The following is a 23,395-nucleotide window of genomic DNA, read 5'->3' as shown; positions in this document are numbered from 1 at the left end:
TCCTCAATCATAGATAAGATGGCTTTAGGTAAGAATCTAAAACTCAACAAGGATAAACTCATTGGGAAGGCAGAGGCTGGAGCTCCTGCTGGAGACCCGCAGGAAGGCGCCCCTTCCACTCCTGCAGAGACCCCTCCTGCAGAACAGCCCAAAGAAGATGAGACCCTTGTAGTAGAGGTGCCGTTGGCAGATGTAAAAGTCTCTGCCACCAAAGCCTCTGCTGGCAAGGAAACCCGTGCAGAAGGAAAAGGAAAAGAAATGGAAAAGGGTGTGCCAATGGCCACAAATTCAATCGCCCGCATGTCTCATGACCAGGCAAAGAACCAGGCCAGGAAAAGTGATTCGCCCAGGCTGTCAACAGAGAACCAGGACTCTGACTATATTAACGAGCAGTTGAACCGCGTGCTCTACGCGCTGGACGCTTTTAAGAAGGGAGACGTTTCGGTTCGTCTGACCAAGCAGAACAACGACATCTTCTCTGAGATTGCCGAAGCCTACAACTCCATGGTGGAGATGATTGGCGGGGTAGGCGGCGAGGTGTCCCGTATCTCTAAAGTAGCCGGGGTGGAGGGGAACCTGAAAGCCCGTGCCTCAGCAGAGAACGCCTCCGGTTTCTGGAAAGACATGATCAACAATATCAACGGCCTGGTTGACTCCATTGCCGTTCCGGTATTAGAGGTGGGCAAGGTATTGAAGAACATCTCCCGGGGTAATCTGGATGAGACGTTCCAGATTCCCGTGTCCGGTGACTTCAAGGTCATGGCCGAAACCATCAACCGTACCATTGACAACCTGAACCTGTTTGCCGGTGAGGTAACCCGGGTGGCGCTGGAAGTGGGTACCGAAGGTAAACTGGGCGGACAGGCGTCTGTACCAAACGTGGCCGGTATCTGGAAAGAGCTGACCGATAATGTGAATGCCATGGCCTCTAACCTTACCTCTCAGGTAAGGGATATTGCCAAAGTAACCACGGCCGTGGCCCAGGGTAATCTGGACCAGAAGGTAACAGTAGACCTGAAAGGGGAAATGCTTCAGCTGAAGGAGAACATCAACCAGATGGTGGACTCTTTGAACATCTTCGGGGATGAAGTAACCCGGGTGGCCCGTGAAGTGGGTACCGAGGGTAAACTGGGTGGCCAGGCGAAGGTGCCGAACGTGGGCGGGGTATGGAAAGACCTCACCGACAACGTAAACACCATGGCCAGCAACTTAACCTCGCAGCTCCGTGACATTGCCAACGTGGCCACCGCGGTAGCGAAAGGGGACTTGACCCAGAAGATCACAGTAAACGTGAAAGGTGAGCTGGCCGAGCTGAAAGACAACCTGAACCAGATGGTGGACAGCCTTAACATCTTCGCGGATGAGGTGACTCGGGTAAGCCGTGAGGTGGGTACCGAAGGGATCTTGGGTGGGCAAGCCAACGTGCCAAAGGTAGCCGGTATCTGGAAAGAGCTGACTGACAACGTGAACTCCATGGCCTCCAACCTGACCCTGCAAGTTCGTGACATCGCCAATGTTGCGACTGCGGTGGCGAGAGGTGACCTGAGCCAGAAGATTACAGTAAATGTAAACGGCGAGCTCCTTCAGTTAAAGGACAACCTGAACCAGATGGTGGACTCGCTGAACATCTTCGCCGGTGAGGTGACCCGGGTGGCGCTGGAAGTGGGTACCGAAGGTAAACTGGGCGGACAGGCATCTGTGCCAAATGTGGCAGGTGTTTGGAAAGCGCTGACCGACAACGTGAACTACATGGCGTCTAACTTGACCCTACAAGTTCGTGACATTGCTAATGTTGCGACTGCTGTTGCCCGTGGTGACCTGAGCCAGAAAATTACAGTAAACGTGAAAGGCGAGCTGGCTGAGCTGAAGGACAACCTGAACCAGATGGTGGACTCCCTGAACATCTTCGCCGGTGAGGTAACCAGAGTGGCCCGTGAAGTGGGTACTGAGGGTAAGTTGGGTGGCCAGGCATCTGTGCCTAATGTGGGCGGTGTTTGGAAAGACCTGACAGAAAATGTGAACTACATGGCGTCTAATTTGACGCTGCAAGTACGTGATATAGCCAATGTGGCAACTGCGGTGGCTCGCGGAGATTTGAGCCAGAAGATAACCGTAGGGGTGAAAGGCGAGCTGGCTGAGCTGAAGGACAACCTGAACCAGATGGTGGACAGCTTGAACATCTTCGCCGGTGAGGTAACAAGGGTTGCCTTGGAAGTGGGTACCGAGGGTAAACTAGGCGGACAGGCATCTGTTCCGAACGTGGCAGGAACCTGGAAGGCACTTACCGACAACGTGAATTCCATGGCCTCCAACCTGACTCTCCAAGTGCGTGATATTGCCAATGTGGCAACTGCGGTGGCGAGAGGAGACTTGAGCCAGAAAATTACTGTTAATGTTAAGGGCGAGCTGGCCGAGCTGAAGGACAACCTGAACCAGATGGTGGACTCCCTGAACATCTTCGCTGGTGAAGTAACCCGTGTGGCAAAAGAAGTAGGAACCGAAGGTAAACTGGGCGGCCAAGCCAACGTGCCAAACGTGGGCGGTGTATGGAAAGACCTGACGGAGAACGTAAACTACATGGCCTCCAACCTGACGCTGCAGGTGCGTGACATTGCGAACGTGGCGACCGCGGTAGCAAGGGGTGACCTGAGCCAGAAAATCACCGTTGATGTAAAAGGCGAGCTCCTTCAATTGAAGGACAACCTGAACCAGATGGTGGACTCGCTCAACATATTCGCCGGTGAGGTAACCCGTGTGGCCCGTGAAGTGGGTACTGAAGGAATCTTAGGTGGTCAAGCCAGCGTGCCTAATGTAGGTGGCGTTTGGAAAGACCTGACTGAGAACGTGAACTACATGGCGTCCAACCTGACGCTGCAAGTGCGTGATATTGCCAACGTGGCAACTGCCGTTGCCCGTGGTGATTTGAGCCAGAAGATTACCGTTGATGTAAAAGGCGAATTAGCCGAACTGAAGAATAACCTGAACCAGATGGTGGACTCGCTCAATATTTTTGCGGACGAGGTAACCAGGGTAGCAAGGGAAGTGGGTACCGAAGGTAAACTGGGCGGACAGGCTTCCGTGCCAAAAGTACGCGGTACCTGGAAAGAGCTGACCGATAATGTGAACTCCATGGCCTCCAACCTGACGCTGCAGGTGCGTGATATCGCCAACGTGGCGACTGCCGTTGCCCGTGGTGACCTGAGCCAGAAAATCACGGTTGATGTAAAAGGAGAGTTCTTAGAATTGAAGAACATCCTGAATCAGATGGTGGACAGCTTGAACATCTTCGCCGGTGAGGTGACCCGGGTGGCGCTGGAAGTGGGTACCGAGGGTAAACTGGGCGGTCAGGCATCTGTGCCGAACGTGGCAGGAACCTGGAAGGCGCTCACTGACAACGTGAACTCCATGGCCTCCAACCTGACAAGCCAGGTACGTGACATCGCCAATGTGGCGACCGCGGTGGCGAAAGGGGATTTGAGCCAGAAGATGACGGTGAACGTGAAGGGTGAGATCCTTCAGTTGAAAGACATCCTGAACCAGATGGTGGACTCGCTGAACATCTTCGCTGGTGAGGTGACCCGTGTGGCGCTGGAAGTGGGTACAGAAGGTAAACTGGGTGGCCAGGCAAGCGTACCTAATGTGGGCGGTGTTTGGAAAGCATTGACAGACAATGTAAACACCATGGCCTCCAACCTGACGCTGCAGGTGCGTGACATTGCCAATGTTGCAACCGCGGTGGCGAAAGGCGACCTGACCCAGAAGATCACGGTGAATGTACGCGGTGAGTTAGCCGAGCTGAAGGACAACCTGAACCAGATGGTGGACAGTTTGAACATCTTCGCCGGTGAGGTAACCCGGGTGGCGTTGGAAGTGGGTACTGAGGGTAGACTGGGCGGACAAGCCAAAGTGCCGAATGTAGCCGGTGTTTGGAAAGCCCTGACTGACAATGTAAACGTAATGGCCTCAAACCTGACTACTCAGGTACGGGGAATTGTGAAAGTAGTAACCGCGGTGTCTAAGGGTGACTTGACCCAGAAATTGACCCTGCAAGCCAAAGGTGAACTCGCTGATCTGGCAGATACCATCAACAGCATGGTGGAAGACCTGAACCGTTTAGCGGGTGAGGTTAGCCGTGTGGCCAGAGTGGCCGGTGTGGAAGGGAAACTGACAGAGCGTGCCTCTGTACCAGGTGTGAGCGGAAGCTGGAAAGAACTGGTGGACACTTTGAACGACCTGTTGGAGTCAATCGTAACGCCGGTTCTGGAAGTGTCTCGCGTAGTACGTTCCATCTCTGAAGGTGACTTGACCCAAAAAGTAGAGATTCATACCGCAGGTGATATTTTAGCCATGTCAAACGCCTTGAACCTGGCGGTAGACAACCTCAACGCGCTCTTAGGAGAAATCAACGACAGCTCGCTGATTGTGGGAAGCTCTTCTGAGGAAATGGCCGCCAAAGGGCTTGAAATGAACCGCGTAACGGTAGATGTGGCCCTGGCCATGCAACAGATGGCAGAGGGTGCGCAGAACCAAGCCTTGAAAACAGACCAGGCCTTTAAGCTGATTGAGGAAATCATGAAAGCGACCAAAGAAACGGCGAACAAGGCAGACGTGGTAAACCGTTCGGCGGTAATGGGTGAGGAGACTTCCCAGTTGGGACTGAAAACAGTGGCCGAGGTGGTGCGCAACATGGAGGAGATTTCTTCTTCTGCCGCGCTGACTGCCAAAACCATTGAAGTATTGAGTACCCGCAGCCAGGAAATTTCCAAGTCCTTGGGCGTGATCACCGACATTGCGTCCCAAACCAACTTGCTGGCCTTGAATGCGGCCATTGAGGCGGCCCGTGCGGGTGAGGCAGGACGTGGTTTCGCGGTGGTAGCTGAAGAGATCCGTAAGCTGGCAGAAGGTTCCAGAAAATCAGCCAGTGAGATTGCCACCCTGGTAGAAGATGTGAAGAAAGATACCTCTTCTGCCGCTGCTGCGATTGCGACCATGGAAGGCCGCGTATTGAAAGGAAAGAATGCTACGTTTGAAGCATCTGGCGCCTTTAAGAATATTGCGACTTCCAGTGGTGAAACCCTTCGCAGTGCCCAGGACATCTTAGAATCTACTGAGGTTCAGAAATCGTCTATCGGAGATGTAGTGAAGTACGTGGAAGAAGTGGTGGCCATTGCCGAGCAGACAGCCTCTGGTACGCAACAGGTAGCAGGAACTGCCAAGCAATTGTCGGCTTCCATGCAGGAACTGACCGCTTCCAGCCAGCGTCTGAATGACATTGCAGATGACCTGCAGGTGGGTATTTCGGCCTTCAAGCTGATTAACGGGAACATTGTTTTCCCTAACCGGAACAACCGCAAGCTTTCTGCCGTGCCGGCTGCGCGCAAGCGTGCTTTTATAGCGCCTGAAGATGACATAGACTCAGATTTGGCCAAGAAGGCAGTAGCCAAAAAAACAGGTAAATCCAGAGGACAAGACTAATGGAGTCACAGAATATTCGTGATAAAAAAGAGGCGGCGGTTGAGGTAAAGGTGCATCTCATTGTCTTTAAACTAGGCACTGAGGAATACGGGGTACGCATTGACCAGGTAAAGGAGGTTACCATTACCCCAGAGATCACCCGCATGCCCAAAACCCCTTCCTTCATCAAGGGGGTTTCTAATATAAGAGGGGATATTATTGCTATTATGGACCTGGAGGAGCGCTTTAACATTGAGCGCTCCACAGCAGGCACCCAAAGCAAACACACCTATACTCTTGTTATGGAGGCGAAGGATTATACCATGGGATTTATTGTCCGGGAGGTGCCGCAGTCTCTGTCGCTCCCGGTTTCAAGCATTGACAAAGCCCCTTCCTTCATTCAGGACATTAACATCAATGAGAACTTCATTGAGGGAATTGGAAAAATTGATGACCGTCTGATCATAGTGTTAGACATCTACAAAATCCTGACCTCTGAGGAAATCATGGAACTGAAATCATAGTGCTTATTTCTGAACTAGACTATTATGGAAATTACTGAGAAAAAAAGAATACTGATTGTAGATGACTCGTTCTACATGCGCACTATGCTTAAAAACATGTTGCTGGATGCGGGTTATGATGTAGTGGGCGAGGCACCAGACGGTAAGACTGCCCTGGAAATGGCCCGCGACAAGGTTCCGGATCTGGTTACCTTAGACGTTATTTTGCCAGATAACACCGGGCTTGATGTATTAAAGGGCATCAAACAAGACAACCCAGAGATCAAGGTGGTAATTGTAAGCGCCGTGGGGCAGGAAGTCATCATGAATGAAGCCGCTGAGTACGGGGCCTTGCATTACATTATCAAGCCTTTTTCTGAAGACAAAGTGTTGGAGGCATTGACCAATGCATTCAAAGAAGAATAACAGTTCATTTTAGTACCGCCACAAACCAGTGCCGCTAACGCCTACACGTAAAATCAGAGTCTTGATTGGAGACGCATCTGTACGCTCCAGATTGGTGCTATTGGGCATGATCAATGCCGATCCCAATCTGGAGGTGGTAGATACTGCCCAGTCCAGAGATGAATTGCTGACCAAGGCAATGTCCTACCAGCCTGATGTGATTGTGACGCATAGCGGGTTAACCTTGAGCGGACATTTACCTTCTTTTACTTCGGTATTAACTACTGAATCTTCCCTGCTTTTGCTGGTGTCTGCTGAAATGGCGCTCCAAAGCCATCCTGCCTCAAACGTGAAAGCGTTTCAGGAATCAGAGCCGGAAGCTGTGAGGAATGGCAAAAAGCGCCCCGGATATAAGGAGGAGCTGATGGCTAAGCTAAAGGAGTTTGGGGGAAGGTTCACAGGCAGCCAAAACGGCTTGAGGAAAGTGAAAAGGAAGGAGCATTTTTCTATGCCCACTTCTACTTCAGCAGTTGATTTATTTTCTTATTCTGCGCTGGATAAACCGCTTTGTCTGGTGGTGATAGGGGCTTCTACCGGTGGGTCAAAGGCGGTTGAATATTTAATCAGAGAGTTAGAAGTAGTACAGCCAACAGCAGTGCTGGTAGCCTTGCATATGCCGGAGAAATTCACCAAACGTCTGGCCAGAAGGTTGCAGAAACTCACGCATTGGCGCGTGGAAGAAGGCTATGAAGGCATGGCTGTTACCCCGCAGACCATCATCATAGCTCCGGGAGGAATGGATATGCTGGTTAGGCGTACGCCGCTCAGGCCAAACCGCCTCTTCCTGGAAATTATGCCGGCCACTGCTGTGGAGTCACCTTCTGTGGATCTGCTCATGCAGTCTGCCGCCGCCTGTGCCCGGGCGCAGGTGCTGGGGGTGATTATGACCGGCATGGGAAAAGACGGTTCTGCCGGGGCCTGTGCCATTCAGGAGAATGGCGGAGTGGTGATTGCGCAGAATGAAGAGACGTCCTCTATTTTCGGGATGGCCAAGAATGCGATTGAACGCGGGGTGGTGAATGGGGTTTTCCCGTTGGGGCAGATAAATGCCATCATCAATAGATTTGTGAGTGATAGACACCTGAGCCACGGGCTCTATTGTAATTTGACAGGATGAAATCGAGGGATCAGGAATATAAAGAGATATTTATAGCTGAGGCTCTCGAATACTATGATGCGCTGAACCGGCACATTAGTGATCTGGAGAAAAGCCCTGAAGATGAACAGCTGTTGGCTGAGATCTTCAGGCTGCTGCACAACCTGAAGGCCAACGCAAAGGCCATTGGGTATGTTTCTATTGCAGATGTGTCCCATAAACTGGAGACGGCTTTCGGGTTGATCCGGAACAAGGAGCTGAATTTTAGTGATGAGGTGGTGACGGTGCTTTTTGATGGCATTGATATGTTGGGTGAGATGATCACCAACATTGACAGCCCCAAAGAGGTGGAGCCAAGCCCGGCCCTGCTCCGCAACCTGGACATCATTGTCAATTCAATTTCAGAGAATACGGCAGAGTTGTCAAAGGTGCAGAAGTACTATACTTCTAAAAACCTTTCGCTCTCTGACCTGATTTATATACAGATCAAGAAGCTGGACCACCTGCTGAACCTGGTGGGCGAGTTGATCATTGACCGGGACCGGATTGTCTCCATCAGCAAGGAGCTGGACAATGAGGATCTGAAAAACGTAAGCGCCCACCTGTACCGCATCACAGATGAGCTGCAGTACAGTGTGATGGATGCCCGTCTGGTGAACGTGGGTTCTTTGTTTAACAAATTTCCGCGTATAGTACGGGACATAGCCGTGGCAGAGAAGAAGGAGATCAACCTGGAGATTTCAGGGCAGGACATTCAGATTGACCGGAATATCCTGCAGATCATCACAGATTCACTGCTGCACCTTATGCGGAACGCCATTTCGCACGGGATTGAGAAAGCAGACGTGCGCAAGAAACTGAAGAAGACGCCGCAGGGCAATGTCTTCCTTTCTGCCCAGAATGACCGTGACACGGTTATTCTGAAACTGACCGATGACGGCAAGGGCATTGACCAGCAGGAAGTAAGGAAGGCCATTGTGCAGCGCGGTTTCTTGCCGGCTGAGGCCGCTGAGGATCTGCGGGAGTCTGAGGTGCTTTCTTACCTCTTTGAACCGGGGTTTTCACTGGCCAAAGAAGTGACAGAAGTGTCAGGGCGCGGGGTGGGGCTGGATGTGGTGAAGAATGCCATTGACTCCATTGGCGGAAGAATACGGGTAGACTCTAAAAAAGGCGAAGGCACCACCTTCACCCTTTTCCTGCCTACCTCTATTGCCGTTAAAGGGGCGCTGCTGTGCCAGGTAGAAGAAAACTTCTATGCTATTCCGTTGATGCATACAGACTCAGTGGTGGCGCTGCCATCTGTAGAGCTGCATGAGGTGGGCGACCTGCTGGTGGCTGATATCAATGGGGAGACCATTACCATTGTGTACCTGAAGGAGCTCTTTAATTCTGAGCTACATGAATACAGCGGTAAGAAGTCTAAGTTAGAGGGCGATGTGCAGAACATCATTATTGTGACCTACAATAACCGTAAGCTGGGTTTGATTGTTGATAAACTGCTGAGACAGCAGGATATTGTCATCAAAGCCTTAAGCAAACCAGTGAATACGATTGAAATTTATGCGGGGGTAACCTTGTTGGGCTCAGGCAAAGTGTGCCTGGTGCTGGATGTGGCGGCTATCACCCGTTATTTTATTGCCAGGAGATAAGTGCGGTAGGAAACATTAAATTAAGAGCCAGCTATGGAGCTTCAAGTAAATGAACTAGAGCGGGATATCATCAAAGAGATTCTCAACATAGGCTTAGCAAGGGCGGCAGATTCGTTTGCAGTCATTGCCAAAGACCGGGTACTCCTCAAAGTGCCGGACTTGCAGTTGATGGAGGCCGAGGAACTCCTGAAAATTGTACGGGCCTATGAGAAAACGCACACGTTTATTCAGTCAGATATAAAAGGGGAACTGAACGGGGCCACCCTTATGCTCTTCTCTGATGCCCATATAGAGCAGCTTTCCAAAGTTTGCCTGGGAATGAAATTAACGCCGGGTGAACCGCTCACAGAGATGCAGGAGTCCCTGCTGCTGGAGGTGAGCAACATCATCACCGGCGCCTTGGTGACCCAGCTGGCCAATATCCTCAAGTCAAATATCTACGGCTCGCCGCCGGTGGCACCCAAACATGACATTGCCATGTCATTGCGTGATATTTTCACTGACCACCCGCTTTTCCAACCGCTGGTGTTTACGGTCATCACACAGTTCACCCATAACTCACAACTGGTGGAGTTGCCGCTGCTGCTGTTCTTTGATACCAACACCTTTATTAAAATTCTGGAGATCATCAGGTCCTATAATTTCCTTACCAAGTAGAAAATACTCCCGTTCAATTATTTTATGATAGAAAAAGAGCCGCCCCCAGCGGCTCTTTTCATTTACATAATAGTTGATCTCCGGCGTTTTAGGGCTGTTTTTGTAAAAACAGCCCTAAAACGCCGGGGGCGGGTAACTTTTCATTCCAGTATCTTTTTTGTTGTTTTGCGCGTCTGAAATATAAATAGTAACTGAATAACCGCTTATGGACGCCTTAGGAAGACACATCCTGGTAGAGTTCTACAACTGTTCCCCGGAGTTAATGAATGATGTGGTGCACATTGAAAACAGCATGGTAGAAGCCGCTGAAACCGCAGGTGCCACCGTCATCAACAGTACGTTTCACCACTTCTCCCCCTATGGCGTCTCTGGCGTGGTGGTGATCCAGGAAAGCCATCTGGCCATTCACACCTGGCCAGAGTACGGGTATGCCGCAGTTGACCTGTTTACCTGTGGGGAAACCGTAGACCCGTGGGTTTCCTATAATTTTCTGAAAGAAGCCTTCAAAGCCAGCCACGGCTCCTCCATGGAGTGCCGCCGGGGGCAGCAAAGTCTGCTCAAGCGAACAGATTTTACGGTAGAGTCCCGGGACACAGGCCAGGTGGTGGCGCCCATCCCTACCATTACCCGTGATGTCTGGTTTACCGAGCGGGACGAGAACATTGCCCTTTCGCTAAAGCATTCAGGCAACCAGCTATATAAAAAGCAGAGCCCGTACCAGAAGGTGGAGGTGTTTGAGACGCTGGCTTACGGCAACATGCTCACCCTGGATGGTATGGTGATGTGCACCCAGAAAGATGAATACGTGTACCATGAAATGATTACCCACGTACCGGTCTTCAGTCATGGGAATGTGAAAAAAGCCCTGGTGATAGGCGGGGGAGACGGGGGAACCGTTCGCGAATTGCTTCGGCACGAGGCTATAGAAGAGGTGGTACTGGTAGAAATTGACGAACTGGTCATTGAGGCCTGCAAACTGCACCTGCCTGAGACCGCCAGCGCTTTCAACCACCCCCGGTTGAACCTGCTGGTGGCAGACGGTATTCAATACATCCAGGATTGTCCAGATGCTGCCTTTGACCTGATCATAGTAGACTCAGCAGATCCGGTAGGCCCGGGCGAAGGCCTTTTTACGGCCGCTTTCTACGCTGAGGTATACCGCTGCCTGACCTCTAACGGAATCATGATCACACAAAGTGAGTCGCCGCGCTTCAACACCAAGGTGTTTGTAGAGATCTATGACACCTACAAAAGCATTTTTGGCGCAGAGAAAGTACACTGCTACCTGGCGGCCATCCCCACCTACCCAACCGGTACCTGGAGCTTCTCTTTCTGTTCTAAAGGAGAGGTGCAGCCTAAGAACTTTGACCAGACGGCGGCGGCGGCGTTCTCTCGCTCACAAGGGTTGCGCTATTACAATGAAGACATCCATACGGCTGCCTTTGCGCTGCCAAACTTTGTTAAAGACTTACTTTCTTCAAAAGCCTAAACCATGGACTTTCAGCAACCATCAATGTGCGATTCTAAACGCACCAAATTAACGTCTTTTGATCCTAACGGAGTGGGGGAGGTGGGCAGCGGTCTCTTCGGGTTGCCCTTTACGGAGGAGGAGTCTGAGGTGGTGGTATTTCCAATTCCGTGGGAAGTCACCGTCTCTTACAACGCCGGTACCGCCCAGGGCCCTGCTGCCGTGCGGGACGCCTCGCCGCAGCTGGACCTGTTTGACCCTGAGCTGCAAAATGCCTGGCATCTGGGCATTCACATGCCAGAGGTGCCAGAAGAATGGGCGCAGGAGAGCAGACGCCTCCGGGAAAAGACAGAAGCCTATATTGGCTGGCTGGAAGGCAGCGTGCAAGGCACAGAAGAGCAGTTTCAGCAGACCATTGAGGAGGTGAACCAGAAAGGGGAGGAGCTGCTGCAGTGGTCTAAACAGGCCACCCTGGAGTACCTGGACAAAGGCAAGCTGGTGGGGGTTTTAGGAGGAGACCACAGCACCCCCCTCGGTTTCATGCATGCCCTGGCCCAGAAGCATGAGGAGTTTGGCATTCTGCAGGTAGATGCCCATGCTGATCTGAGGAATGCGTATGAGGGCTTCACCTATTCGCACGCGTCCATCATGTTCAACGCCCTGAAGCTGCCGCAGGTGAAAAAGCTGGTGCAGGTGGGTATCAGAGACCTCTGCCAGGGCGAAGCGGAGCTGGTTGACCAAAGCAACGGCCGTATCACCACGTTCTATGACAGCAAAATCAAAACCAAGATGTACGAGGGCAACACCTGGCGCAAGCAATGCAAGAAAATCATTGCGCAGCTGCCCCAGAAGGTGTACATCAGCTTTGACATTGACGGCTTAGACCCTAAGCTCTGCCCCGGCACCGGCACCCCTGTTCCCGGCGGCTTTGAGTTTGAGGAGGCGGTTTACCTGATCAAGGCACTGGTGAAGTCGGGCCGTGAAATCATTGGCTTTGACCTCTGCGAAGTGGCACCCGGTGACACCGAGTGGAACGGGAACGTAGGCGCGCGCCTGCTCTACAAACTCTGCAACTGGATGGCCGTATCTCAGGGGAGGCTGGTGGCTGACCACAAGTAACCTGTTTTCCTGTTTTCGGCCTGTTTTTCAGAAAACAGGCCGAAAACAGAAAATTTCTACCATGCTTTAACTCAGATAAAACTATGGGATTCATTTTAAAAATCATTCTAACCGGGATTGCCGCTCTCTTGCTGGCCAATTTTGTGCCGGGCATTCTGCTGGAAGGCATTGTGAGTGGTATTCTGCTGGCCCTGGTGCTGGCTATCCTGAACGCGGTGGTAAGGCCAATTCTGGTCTTTCTTACCATACCGGTTACGTTTCTCACCTTGGGGCTGTTCCTGCTGGTGATTAACGCGATCATACTTTACCTGGCAGACTTTATCTTAGACGGCTTTTCGGTAGAAGGTTTCCTGAACGCCATCATCTTCAGCTTGATTCTGTCTGTGGTCACCTACATCATTGACTTGATCACCGGCTAACTCCTGCTAGCACGTATTGCCTTAGCCCGAAGTCATTCGGGCTATTTTTTTGCCCGCTACTTTCTCCCCACCGCTGCTTTCAAGAGGAAAAAGCCTTCAACCACAGATCTCGTACTGCCAGCAGGGAAAACCCACCCGCGTCTAAGAGGGACTTATTTTAAGGAAAGGTTGCTAAGGAAATTAGCCGTTTTTGGCTTATTTTTGTGAAAACAGGTGAAAAATGGAAGCACGGGAAGTTCTGAAGCTATATTTTGGGTATGACCAGTTCCGGCCGGGGCAGGAGGAGATAATCTCCCATGTACTGGCGAAACGGGACACGGTAGTGCTTATGCCAACGGGCGGCGGAAAATCTGTGTGCTACCAGGTGCCGGGGTTGGTAATGCCGGGAATAACGGTAGTGGTCTCCCCACTCATTGCCCTAATGAAAGACCAGGTGGAGGCGCTGCTGGGCAACGGTGTCAACGCGGCGTACCTCAACAGCTCACAGTCTGCCAAAGAGCAGCAGCAGGTAGAGCAGCAGTGCTTCAATGGCCAGCTTAAAATGCTGTACGTTTCCCCAGAGAAACTTTTGTCAGTGGGCTTTTTCTCCTTTCTGAAGAGTTTAAAAATAAACCTGTTCGCCATTGATGAGGCCCACTGTATCTCGGCCTGGGGGCATGACTTCCGGCCGGAGTACCTGCAGCTCAAGAACCTGAAGCTCCAGTTCCCGGAGGTACCGGTAATTGCGCTCACCGCCACGGCAGACAGGCTCACCCAGCGTGACATCCTGACGCAGCTGTACCTCCAGGACCCCAAAGTCTTCATCTCCTCTTTTGACCGCCCCAATATTTACCTGCAGGTGCAGCCGGGGCAGAAACGCATGGAGGCTATTCTTGATTTTCTGGAGCAGCGCCCTTTTCAGCCGGGCATTATTTACTGCCTGAGCCGTAAGGCCACTGAGAGCCTGGCCAATAAACTGAAGGAGAAAGGCTTCAACGCAGACTACTACCACGCCGGCATGAGTGCCAGAGACAGGGAACGGGTGCAGGAGAAGTTTCTGCAGGACAACGTGCAGATCATGTGCGCCACCATTGCGTTTGGGATGGGGATTGACAAATCTAATGTGCGCTGGGTCATTCACTACAACCTGCCCAAGAACCTGGAGAGCTACTACCAGGAGATTGGCCGGGCGGGTAGGGACGGTGCCTCTGCCGAGGCGCTGCTGTTTTACAGTTTTGCAGATGTGATGACCCTGCGGGACATCATCAACCAGGGGGAGAACAAAGAGCAGGCTCTGGCGCATGCCAAGTTAGACCGGATGCAGCAGTTTGCAGAGAGCACCAGTTGCCGACGCAAAACCCTCATGCACTATTTTGGGGAGGAATATCCCAAAGACTGCGGCAACTGTGATATCTGTGACAATCCCCCCACTTCGTTCAACGGCACGGAGTACGCGCAGAAGATTCTTTCGGCGGTAGCCAGAACCCAGGAGTCAGTGTCTGCCGCCCAGGTGGTAGATATATTGCGGGGCTCCCGAAACCAGCAGAGCCTGAGCCGGGGGTATGACAAACTCAAAACCTTTGGCGTGGGCCGTGATGTGGCTCCCCAGGACTGGCAGCGCTATATTCACCAGCTCATCAATCTGGGCATGTTAGACATTGCCTATGAGGAGCACGGCGCCCTTAAACTGAACAACGGGAGCAAGGAAGTGCTGTTCAACGGCAAAAATGTGGAGCTGGTGAAGTTCCAGCCGGTAGACCCCAAAGAGGAGAAGGAGAAGCGTCAGAAGAAATCCAGGAGTGCGGTGGAGAATGCCCTGTTTGAGCACTTGCGCCAGCTTAGGAAGGAACTGGCCAATGAACGGAGCATTCCGCCCTACGTGGTCTTCACAGATAATACCCTGCAGGAGATTGTGGAGCAGCGGCCTACCAATAAAATGGCGTTTCTGGCTATCTCTGGGGTGGCGCAGGCCAAGTATGAGCAGTACGGCGAGACTTTTATCAATGCCATCTTGAGTTTTCTGGCGCAGCAGGCAGAGCAGCAGCAGGCCCGCCTGAAGGGAACCACCCACCTGGTGACGTATGAGTTGTTACGGCAGGGCAAGACCCCGGAGCAGATCTCAGAACAACGGCAGGTGCAGCTCACTACTATTTTCTCACATCTGGCCACGCTTTACCAGCAGGGGTATGAGGTGGATCTGAAGCCTTATCTCTCAGACTGGGAGTATTCACGGGTGCGGGAGGGCATTATTGCCACCAAGCAAACCGCGGCGCTGAAACCCATCTTTGAATATCTGGACGGCGAGGTAGACTATCTTAAAATTAGGCTGGGGATTGGCCGGTTCAACAAAGAAGAGGGCGCCCTGGCTAAAGCCTAACGAAAGAACAGCGGGCTATAGATAAGCTTTTCAGGTATGGGCACGCCCTGCTTCTCTGGAATTTTAGATGTCTTCCTGCAGAATGTATAAAACAGCAGAAGCTGAACAGGGTTTCTCCTTTACGAATCCAAGAGCTTGAAAGGGTAAAAGTGTAGGCTGGTGTTTGCTGTTTCTGGGCTGTTTTTAGAAAACAGCCCGGAAACAGGAAGCCGTTTCACCCTTAAGGTACCTCTTGCGGCGCACGCCTAGGTAAAATCAATAAACTCCTAACAGCTTTACAGTAAGGATGACGGTTCTGGCCACAGGCAGAAATAGCTTCACCTACTTAGGGTATTCCCTTTACTGAAAGCCCCTTTCAAAGAGATCAGGAGAGAGTGCTGGATTCTGTTTTCGGCCTGTTTTTCAGAAAACAGGCCGAAAACAGAAAGGTTCTTTAACAGAAATCTATTAACGCGAAAAGGCCCCTCTACTGGTAGAGGGGCCTTTTCTGTGGGGGATATGTGAATTATTTAAGGGCGATTGGATCGGCTTTGCCGTCTGGGTCACCTACAACTGTACCTTGGGAATTCACTCTGCCGCCGTTCAAGGCTAAGATACCGGCAACGTGCGGAGCGGCAAAGGAAGTACCGTTTCCGTTGGCGTAAGTGCCGTTTTTGCTGGTAGATCTGATGGCAGTGCCAGGGGCCGCAAACTTAACGGAAGTACCGAAGTTAGAGGTGGAGTTGAATTTACCGTAAGAGTCCATGTTAGACACTACGTACACATTAGGCGCCACTACACGGGCAGGAGAATCATTCTTGCAGTCAATGTAGCTGTTACCGGCCGCAATGGCTATGTAGATGCCTCTGGCTGCTGTCTTCTTCACTAGATCATCTAACAAAGTAGAGCCGTCTACTCTTAGGCTCATGTTCACCACATCACCAGGCTTTCCGTTTTTGTACACATGGTTCAACGCAGAGTAAATGCGGGTCAAAGTACCGTAACCAGTGTCATCAAACACTCGCAGGGCTACAATGGTGGCATTGGCGGCTACGCCTACCACGCCAATGTTATTGTTCTTGGCGCCAATGATACCGGCAACGCCGGTTCCGTGGCCGTAGCCGTCTTCTACAGACGTAACGCCAGAGATAAAGGACTTGCTGCGGGCAACGTCCACATTCAGATCAGGGTGGTCAGTGTCTACGCCTGAGTCAATAACCCAAACTGTCTTACCGGTGCCGTCTCCATATCCCACCCGGGCAACGCCCCATGGAATTTCTTGGGTTGACGTGGTAGTTGTGGTGGTGGTGGTAGTAGAGGAAGTAGAAGTGGTTGAATTGGTAGTAGTTTTAAGTGGCTTACCGAGCATAACAGCTTGCTCCGGTTCAATGTAGGCAACATCTTTATCAGCTTTCAAGGCTTCCACCTCTTCACGGGACAATGAGCCGGCAAAACCGTCTGAAGCACCGTCAAAAACCTGCTTAATTCTTTCGCGCTTAATGCGGTGTGAACCCAGCACGCGCTCTCTGAGGCTTTCGCTGCTGGTACTGCCGTCTTTCAGGACCACAATGTATTTGCCTGCCACGGCAGAGGAGGTAGCCGTTGGCTCAGAAGGAGTGGGAACAGCTTCTTCTAAAATTTCGTCCTTCTGGCAACCCGCCATGGTAAACACAGATGCAAGCGCGAAGAACGACACTGCTTTCTTGAACTTTCCTGATTTCATATACTAAATTTTAATAGTTAAAGAAAAAGCATGGATAAAAGAAGGATTTGAAACCACTTCCTTATTTGTCTCGTAACCGCCCCTTTTCAGTAATGGTTCAATATGGACTGAAATAAAACTGATTTATTTCTGAAGTGATTTATAGCCTATTTGCTCTTTAATTCAGGTATATAGCACTATATAGATGCTTCTATCCCTTTAAAAATCTACTCAACCTTGCCCTATTGGGAGGAGAGGGCGGGGCTGCAGGGAATTGTCTAACTAGGAAAAATTTTATTTTAAATGAATGCCAAAATATTTAGTTTCGTGCTAAAGAATTAGTATTTTTACTAATCATTACCTATAGACTACTTGATCATGCTTAGCACGAACCTTAAATATTTACGAAAACAGCACAACCTCACCCAAGTTCAGCTGGCAGAGAAGCTGGAGATAAAGCGTTCCCTGATTGGGGCGTATGAAGAAGGCAGGGCTGAGCCTAAACTGGTAACCCTGGTGAAAATGGGCCAGGTGTTCAACCTGCCGGTAGATGATTTGATCAGCCCTGACCTGCCCAACTCCCTTCAATCTGGTTCGTCTAAGAACAAATCAAATGTGCGGGTGCTGTCTATTACGGTTGACTCCCAGGACCGGGAGAATATTGAGCTGGTACCGTACAAGGCCAGTGCCGGGTATCTGAACGGCTACTCTGACCCAGAATTCATGGAGGAGCTGCCAAAGTTCAGATTACCCATGATCCAGGGCCCTGGCACATACCGCGCCTTTGAGATCAAGGGGGACTCCATGCTGCCCATTCCTTCAGGAACGGTCATTGTGGGCCGCTATGTGGAGCGTTGGCAGGAGATTAAAGACGGAACCCCCTGCATTGTGGTAAGTCTGCAGGAAGGAATCGTGTTCAAGAGAATCTATCAGCAGGAGAAACATACTGCACTGAGACTGCACTCAGACAACCCCATTTATGAGCCGTATGAGGTGAAACTGGAAGATGTGGTAGAGCTGTGGGAGGCAAAAGCCTATATCAGTACGTCTTTCCCTATGGCGGAAATCTCTCTGGACAAGCTTACCTCGCTGGTGTTGGATCTGCAGCAGGAGGTGAAAAAACTTAAAGTCACCAAGTAAGTCACACCTTTGTATATAGTAGTACACCCCTCTGTTTTGGGGCTGTTTTTCAAAAAACAGCCCCAAAACAGAGGGGTGTTTGTTTTCCCCTGAACATTACCAGATTTCTAAAAGCGGTAAAGGCGACCTTGGGGCAGGGGCTCCCGGCGGGACCGGAGAGTTAATCTAATCTGGAAATGGAAGCTTGTCTATGCACCAGGTTCTATGTTCTGAATCTTCGCCCGCTGAGTAGTGTAGATCTAGGTTTCATATGGTAAAGAACCGTAACAAGAGGTTGCGTTCTCTCAGTTAATCACCTGGTTGGCGCAACTGCTGCTATGAGCCTCCTGGGCCATATAGAAAACAGCCTGACACTCTACCCTCACAAATCAATAGTGACTCTTGCTCTAAATCAACCATAACCAAACTGCCTCTAGCAGCTGCTTATGCACCTTTGCTAAAGAAGTTCTGCATCATGCCTAGTTAAGGTGAATGGTGCTGCAAAGGGTAGGAGTTATCGCTGTTTTTTGTCTGTTTTATGAAAAACAGGCCAAAAACGAGTCGGATAATTATTGCTGCTTTTTATGATCTGACTTTTGGTTCTATCTCTGGTTCTTGCTTTTACCGGAGAAAGGTAAAGCCGGTTACTGGGATAGAAGAAGAAGGCTGTCTGCCTAAAAGTTGCATACAGCCACGGTCGTTTAAATGTCTTAATTATATGGGGGAGGGCTGCGCCCCTTGGCTGAACAAAACCATGCAGGCATTTCTGAACCCTCAGGTTAAAAGTGGTGCTTTTACCCGCAGGAACCCAACTCCGGGGTGTACGTAAGAGGGTTAATACTACTTACTATCCTGAAAACTACGTACTCATGGTTAATGTAATCTCAGCGTCTGAGCGGTACCATGCCTCCCACGGCTGGCTGAACTCATATTTTCTCTTTTCGTTTGCCGAGCACTATGACATGAACAATCTGCAGTGGGGGCCGCTCAGGGTCTTCAACGATGACTATATCTCTGCAAAAAGCGGATTTCCTGAGCATGCCCATTCTGAGATGGAGATTGTGACTATTGTGCTGGAGGGCCAAGTCTCTCACACCGACAGCCTCGGGAATAAAACGGTGATCAGTGCCGGCGAAGTGCAGCGCATGACCACCGGTACGGGAGTGAGCCATTCTGAAACGAACCACCAGGACAGCGACCTCCATCTGTACCAGCTGTGGTTTATCCCCAACAAAAAGGGGCTTTCTCCTAGCTATGAACAAAAAGAAGTCAATTTTCTAAAGGAGAAAAACACCTTATTGCCGTTGGTGACGGGGCAGAAGGTGCTGGAAGACATTGTTTACATCAACTCAAATTCAACCATCTATTATGCCAATCTGGAGGAGGAAAAAGAAATAGATTTCAAAACCTCGCCCATCAGGAAAGGCTTTATATATGTGACCAGCGGAGAGATCTTTGTGAACGGGATGCAGGTGCAGAAAAATGACCAGGTGCGTTCCTCAGACATTGATGCCCTCCGGATCAGAGCCACAGCCGACAGTTCATTTATTTTAATTGATTTGCCTGGGGTAGAAGCCAATTATTGATAGCAATTAAGTCCTGTGTGTACGGTTCTACGTGTGCCGCCGTGGGGCTGTGTGAAACATGTTTCCGTTTAATCTAGGCTTGGTTGTGCTGCATTAGGCTTAAAACCGCTGCAGCCTCACCTCCCTCTGGCCCACTGTAAACGTTCCAAAAAATCATATATTCATAATAGCTTTTGCTCCGGCTTGGGCAATCAGTTTTACCTTCTGTTTTCGGCCTGTTTTTCCAAAAACAGGCCGAAAACGCTTGTTACCTTTGATTTTCCTCTGCTCAACCTCTTAGAACGAGGTTGAGTAGCTACTTTCCCTGGAATTTCCTGTGACCTCTTCGCCAATCCCTCTTTTTAACCAATTTTCATGAACTGCTTTCACCAGCCCATATCAGCAGTTGCTGAAACTGTTGATTGGAAAAGGGGAGCCATTTGAGGGGCTCAATCTATTTTTTCTTATGTAAAATATGGTGTATTGTTAAAGGTAAGAATTAAAGAATAGTATTATTGTAATATACAGGTGGAGAGGATATAAATGGCAGAATACGTATTTATTCTTTTTAATTGCTGATAACTTATTAAAAAACAAACGTATAAGAAACCTGTGTTTGTTTTAAAATATTAATAAAGTAAGACTATGAAAAAGAAATGGCTATCCTTGCTGGTCGCTCCTATGTTTGTGACGGCAGTAACATTGGCTTCCTGTGATGACGATGATGATTCAACAGTAAACCCAACAAGCAACACTACTGGTAGCACAGGTAGCACAGGTAGTACGGGCACAACCGGAACAACCGGAACCACTGGAACTACCGGAACAACAGGAACCACTGGTACGACCGGAACAACCGGTACTACTGGAACAACCGGTACTACTGGAACAACCGGTACAACTGGTACAACAGGAACAACCGGTACAACAGGAACCACTGGTACGACCGGAACCACCGGTACAACAGGAACCACTGGTACAACAGGAACCACCGGTACAACAGGTACAACTGGAACTACTGGTACAACAGGAACAACAGGAACAACCGGTACAACAGGTACAACTGGAACTACCGGAACCACAGGTACCACTGGAACGACCGGTACAACAGGAACTACCGGAACCACTGGTACTACGGGTACAACCGGAACCACTACAGGAGGCACCACCACTGGTGGTTGATTCTAGCCAACGGTTTAAAACAGGAAAGGCAGCTCATACCAGCTGCCTTTCTTTTTGTCCTGTTTTCCAAAAGTAGCCCGGGAACAGAAGCTTGATTACACCTCTTCCAGGTTTTCCTGGGGTTGTTCTGCCTCAGAGGGCAGGGCAGGGGCTACCGATGATGAGTTGTGCAGCCACTGAGTTTCCATGGTTTTGCTGGTGCGGGCGCCCAGTTTTTTGAGCAGCTCCACTTTTTTCAGCAGATTCCCGTTGCCCTCACTCAGTTTATTCATGGCCGCGTGGTATTTCTGCTGGCTTCGGTCCAGGTTTACGCCAATGTCTTTGAGGTCTTCTAAGAAGTTGGCGAATTTGTCATAGAGTTTGCCGCTCTCCTCGGCTATGCGCAGCACATTGCGTTTCTGGCTTTCCTGTTTCCAGACGCTGGCCACGGTTCTGAGGGTAGCCAACAGGGTAGAGGTGGTGACAAAGACAATGTTGCGGTCCAGCGCCTCCAGAAACAAATCACGGTCCTGCTGAATGGCCAGGTTGAACGCCGGTTCAATAGGGATGTACATCAGCACAAAGTCTGGGGAGCTGATGCCGTGCAGGTGCTGGTAATTTTTGCGGCTCAAATCAGTGAAATGCGTGCGCAGGCTTTGCACGTGGCTTTTCAGGTGCAACTGCTGCTGGGCCTCGTCTTCACAGTTGCAATAGGCGTCATAGGCCACCAGACTCACTTTGGAGTCAATGATGAGGTGCTTGTTGTCGGGGAGGTCAATGATCACGTCTGGGCGGTAGATTTTGGCGTCGTCATGCTGCAGCACCTGTTCGCGGCGGTAGTGCACATTGCGCTCCAGGCCAGACTTCTCCAGCAGGTTCTCCAGCAGGTACTCGCCCCAGTTGCCCTGGGCTTTCTTTTCGCCGCGCAGGGCTTTGGTGAGGTTGAGCGCGTCCTGGCTCATCTGCTGGTTCAGGCTGGCCATGAAGGTGATCTGCTCTTTGAGCGAGGTGGTGTCTTTGAGTGTCTTCTCATACGTCTGCTCCACCTTGCTCTCAAATTCCTTGATGCGCTCTTTCAACGGGCTCAGCACCTGCTCCAAATTTTCCGCCGAGGCTTTCCGGAAGTGTTCGGCGTTGGTGACCAGTACCTGGTTAGACACCTGGGTGAACTGCTGCATGAACGTCTCCCGCAGCTGTGACAGCTCGGCCCGCTCATCAGAAAGTTTCTGCTTGAGATGGTAGATGTCGTTTTCGGCGCGCGTGACTTCGGCGTGCAGCTCCATGACTTTGCTTTGCTCACGGCGTAGCGATTCCTGCAGCTTCTGGGCCTCCTGTACGGCGGCTTGGTGCTGCTTCACCGCAAAGGCTTTGTCCAGTTCATGCTGCTGCATAGTGTTCCGCAGAGCGGAAAGCCGGGACTGAAGCAAAAAATACACCAGAATGGCGCCAACCAGAAAAGCGAGAAGCGGGAGCGTAAAATCCATGGGAGCGGAGCTTGTTTAGCCTTGGGAACAGTTAAAGGTACTACAAAAGTGCCGAAGGCTAAAAAAATTCGCAAAGGCAATAGGGTTAGCAAGCCCTTTGGCTGTCTATAAAGAAGTAACAGTAAACAATGACGAATTTAAGCTGTTGTAGAGTGGTTACCTGCCGGGGTTTCCGGTATTAATGAATGTACTTTTCCTTCTTTTCCCTGCCTGAAACGTGCCTGTTCTCAGGCAGGGGAAAGGGAAGGGGGCCATAAAAAAGAAAAATGGTTTTTCTTGGCCCAAAATGCGTTGCCGGCACAACTTTTAACGTTACCTACGTAAGGGGAGTGCAGGAACAAGTTCAGGAAGAATAAGCAGTATGGCCGTGATTTTACGAGCGAATATAGGAATAGGGAGATTTATACGGCGGAAGCTGTGGGAACCGCTTATGGCGCTGGCCAAGCAGGGGTTTACGCCGCACCAGCTGGCCCTGACCATTACGCTGGGCACTGGCTTCGGGATGATCCCGTTCATTGGCCTCACCACTGTGTTGTGTACCTTCTGGGCGCTGCGCCTGCGGCTGAACGTGGCGTTTACCATTGTGCTGGGCTACCTCATGCAGCCGTTCCAGCTGGCGCTTTACGTGCCGTTTGTAGACCTGGGCCAAACCATTTTCCCGGTAACACCCATCCAGTTCTCCATTGACAAACTCACCTCCATGTTCGCCGCCGACTGGCTGCACGCCCTGCAACAGCTGTGGGTGGCTAATTTGGTAGGCATTCTGGCCTGGTTGCTTTGCTTCGTCCCCTTTGGGCTGGCCGTTTACTTCTCCAGCCGGAAGGTGCTGCACCGCGTGTTGCCCCCGCAGTAACTTGTTTCTGTTTTCGGCCTGTTTTGGCCAAAACAGGCCGAAAACAGCCGGCTCCCCTCTTTTAGAAGAAACCATCTTATTCTGCCGCTACTGTTGTTCCTGCGGGAACTACTGCATTTATCTGGGAAGAAAACACCCGGGGGAATCATGCGTACGCTTTAGAGCATGTTTCAATTTATCTCTTGCGCTGCCAACGTGTATCAAAAGTACCTGTCTTTGCCATTTTTTCTCACCGTAGTGCTGCTACGCTGTTCAAAAATCGCTTCGTCAGAACCTTTAGGTCCTGGTTTTCTCGGGCAAAAACAAAATTGAAACAAGCTCTTACCTGAAGAATCATATCTAAAGA

General features: G+C 50.7%; 16 protein-coding genes. 13 read left to right on the top strand and 3 right to left on the bottom strand.

Translation table 11 applies throughout. The features are described from left to right. Nucleotides 1-18: 18 nt before the first annotated feature. From FHS90_RS12970 to recQ, 10 genes are all read left to right on the top strand, one after another. The gene (locus tag FHS90_RS12970; RefSeq protein WP_193788623.1) at nt 19-5,475 is read left to right on the top strand and encodes a HAMP domain-containing protein; all 5,457 of its coding nucleotides are present in this window, start codon (nt 19-21) and stop codon (nt 5,473-5,475) included. Beyond that, a complete protein-coding gene (locus tag FHS90_RS12965; RefSeq protein ID WP_066836340.1) occupies nt 5,475-5,978 on the top strand; it encodes a chemotaxis protein CheW in 504 nt (167 codons plus the stop codon). The genes FHS90_RS12970 and FHS90_RS12965 overlap by 1 nt, the downstream gene beginning before the upstream one ends. A gap of 24 nt (nt 5,979-6,002) precedes the next feature. Then, nucleotides 6,003-6,383 carry a response regulator gene (locus FHS90_RS12960; protein WP_066836342.1) on the top strand — a complete coding sequence of 127 codons (381 nt, stop codon included), beginning with the start codon at nt 6,003-6,005 and terminating at the stop codon, nt 6,381-6,383. Nucleotides 6,384-6,411: 28 nt separating this feature from the next. Next, on the top strand, nt 6,412-7,539 hold the full coding sequence (locus FHS90_RS22775) for a chemotaxis protein CheB (protein ID WP_182513363.1): 1,128 nt from the start codon (nt 6,412-6,414) through the stop codon (nt 7,537-7,539). Next, the gene (locus tag FHS90_RS12950) at nt 7,536-9,167 is read left to right on the top strand and encodes a chemotaxis protein CheA (RefSeq protein ID WP_182513362.1); all 1,632 of its coding nucleotides are present in this window, start codon (nt 7,536-7,538) and stop codon (nt 9,165-9,167) included. Before FHS90_RS22775 ends, FHS90_RS12950 begins: the two co-directional genes overlap by 4 nt. Before the next feature lie 33 nt (nt 9,168-9,200). Beyond that, complete coding sequence (locus FHS90_RS12945) at nt 9,201-9,824, top strand: chemotaxis protein CheC (RefSeq protein ID WP_066836350.1); 624 nt, start codon at nt 9,201-9,203, stop codon at nt 9,822-9,824. A gap of 205 nt (nt 9,825-10,029) precedes the next feature. Continuing rightward, nucleotides 10,030-11,313 carry a polyamine aminopropyltransferase gene (gene speE, locus FHS90_RS12940; protein WP_182513361.1) on the top strand — a complete coding sequence of 428 codons (1,284 nt, stop codon included), beginning with the start codon at nt 10,030-10,032 and terminating at the stop codon, nt 11,311-11,313. Between the two features lie 3 nt (nt 11,314-11,316). Continuing rightward, nucleotides 11,317-12,411, top strand: coding sequence for an agmatinase family protein (locus tag FHS90_RS12935; protein WP_246387000.1), 1,095 nt, complete (start codon nt 11,317-11,319; stop codon nt 12,409-12,411). Between the two features lie 83 nt (nt 12,412-12,494). Further along, complete coding sequence (locus FHS90_RS12930) at nt 12,495-12,830, top strand: phage holin family protein (RefSeq protein WP_182513360.1); 336 nt, start codon at nt 12,495-12,497, stop codon at nt 12,828-12,830. Nucleotides 12,831-13,050: 220 nt separating this feature from the next. Beyond that, on the top strand, nt 13,051-15,186 hold the full coding sequence (gene recQ, locus FHS90_RS12925) for a DNA helicase RecQ (protein ID WP_182513359.1): 2,136 nt from the start codon (nt 13,051-13,053) through the stop codon (nt 15,184-15,186). 505 nt (nt 15,187-15,691) lie between these two features. On the opposite strand, the gene FHS90_RS12920 is transcribed toward recQ, so the two are convergent. Then, on the bottom strand, nt 15,692-16,888 hold the full coding sequence (locus tag FHS90_RS12920; RefSeq protein ID WP_182513358.1) for a S8 family serine peptidase: 1,197 nt from the start codon (nt 16,886-16,888) through the stop codon (nt 15,692-15,694). A 357-nt stretch (nt 16,889-17,245) separates the two neighbouring features. Between FHS90_RS12920 and FHS90_RS12915 the strand changes: the two genes are divergently transcribed. Both FHS90_RS12915 and FHS90_RS12910 read left to right on the top strand, forming a co-directional pair. Further along, nucleotides 17,246-18,007 carry a helix-turn-helix domain-containing protein gene (locus tag FHS90_RS12915; protein WP_343049703.1) on the top strand — a complete coding sequence of 254 codons (762 nt, stop codon included), beginning with the start codon at nt 17,246-17,248 and terminating at the stop codon, nt 18,005-18,007. 848 nt (nt 18,008-18,855) lie between these two features. Continuing rightward, the gene (locus tag FHS90_RS12910) at nt 18,856-19,572 is read left to right on the top strand and encodes a pirin family protein (RefSeq protein ID WP_066839161.1); all 717 of its coding nucleotides are present in this window, start codon (nt 18,856-18,858) and stop codon (nt 19,570-19,572) included. Nucleotides 19,573-20,180: 608 nt separating this feature from the next. Here the strand turns inward: FHS90_RS12910 and FHS90_RS22285 are convergent. Both FHS90_RS22285 and FHS90_RS12900 read right to left on the bottom strand, forming a co-directional pair. Beyond that, the gene (locus tag FHS90_RS22285) at nt 20,181-20,717 is read right to left on the bottom strand and encodes a hypothetical protein (protein WP_220483059.1); all 537 of its coding nucleotides are present in this window, start codon (nt 20,715-20,717) and stop codon (nt 20,181-20,183) included. Nucleotides 20,718-20,828: 111 nt separating this feature from the next. Beyond that, nucleotides 20,829-22,103 (bottom strand): DNA recombination protein RmuC, encoded by a 1,275-nt coding sequence (locus FHS90_RS12900; RefSeq protein ID WP_246386998.1) that lies wholly within the window; start codon nt 22,101-22,103, stop codon nt 20,829-20,831. Between the two features lie 523 nt (nt 22,104-22,626). Between FHS90_RS12900 and FHS90_RS12895 the strand changes: the two genes are divergently transcribed. Beyond that, entirely contained in the window at nt 22,627-23,049 is a 423-nt protein-coding gene (locus tag FHS90_RS12895) for a DUF2062 domain-containing protein (RefSeq protein WP_161947801.1), read from the top strand. The last annotated feature ends 346 nt before the right edge of the window (nt 23,050-23,395 follow it).

Origin of the sequence: Rufibacter ruber (assembly GCF_014138425.1) — a bacterium.
Taxonomy (GTDB): Bacteria; Bacteroidota; Bacteroidia; order Cytophagales; family Hymenobacteraceae; genus Nibribacter; species Nibribacter ruber_C.
Note: the sequence above shows the minus strand (reverse complement) of the source record. Positions and strands in the feature narration are given on the sequence as shown.

Bases quoted from the DNA above. Each gene is read 5' to 3' on its own strand.
- FHS90_RS12970 (WP_193788623.1), top strand. From the start codon at position 19: ATGGCTTTAGGTAAGAATCTAAAACTCAACAAGGATAAACTCATTGGG.
- FHS90_RS12965 (WP_066836340.1), top strand. From the start codon at position 5,475: ATGGAGTCACAGAATATTCGTGATAAAAAAGAGGCGGCGGTTGAGGTA.
- FHS90_RS12960 (WP_066836342.1), top strand. From the start codon at position 6,003: ATGGAAATTACTGAGAAAAAAAGAATACTGATTGTAGATGACTCGTTC.
- FHS90_RS12950 (WP_182513362.1), top strand. From the start codon at position 7,536: ATGAAATCGAGGGATCAGGAATATAAAGAGATATTTATAGCTGAGGCT.
- FHS90_RS12945 (WP_066836350.1), top strand. From the start codon at position 9,201: ATGGAGCTTCAAGTAAATGAACTAGAGCGGGATATCATCAAAGAGATT.
- speE (WP_182513361.1), top strand. From the start codon at position 10,030: ATGGACGCCTTAGGAAGACACATCCTGGTAGAGTTCTACAACTGTTCC.
- FHS90_RS12935 (WP_246387000.1), top strand. From the start codon at position 11,317: ATGGACTTTCAGCAACCATCAATGTGCGATTCTAAACGCACCAAATTA.
- FHS90_RS12930 (WP_182513360.1), top strand. From the start codon at position 12,495: ATGGGATTCATTTTAAAAATCATTCTAACCGGGATTGCCGCTCTCTTG.
- recQ (WP_182513359.1), top strand. From the start codon at position 13,051: ATGGAAGCACGGGAAGTTCTGAAGCTATATTTTGGGTATGACCAGTTC.
- FHS90_RS12920 (WP_182513358.1), bottom strand. From the start codon at position 16,888: ATGAAATCAGGAAAGTTCAAGAAAGCAGTGTCGTTCTTCGCGCTTGCA.
- FHS90_RS12915 (WP_343049703.1), top strand. From the start codon at position 17,246: ATGCTTAGCACGAACCTTAAATATTTACGAAAACAGCACAACCTCACC.
- FHS90_RS12910 (WP_066839161.1), top strand. From the start codon at position 18,856: ATGGTTAATGTAATCTCAGCGTCTGAGCGGTACCATGCCTCCCACGGC.
- FHS90_RS12900 (WP_246386998.1), bottom strand. From the start codon at position 22,103: ATGCAGCAGCATGAACTGGACAAAGCCTTTGCGGTGAAGCAGCACCAA.
- FHS90_RS12895 (WP_161947801.1), top strand. From the start codon at position 22,627: ATGGCGCTGGCCAAGCAGGGGTTTACGCCGCACCAGCTGGCCCTGACC.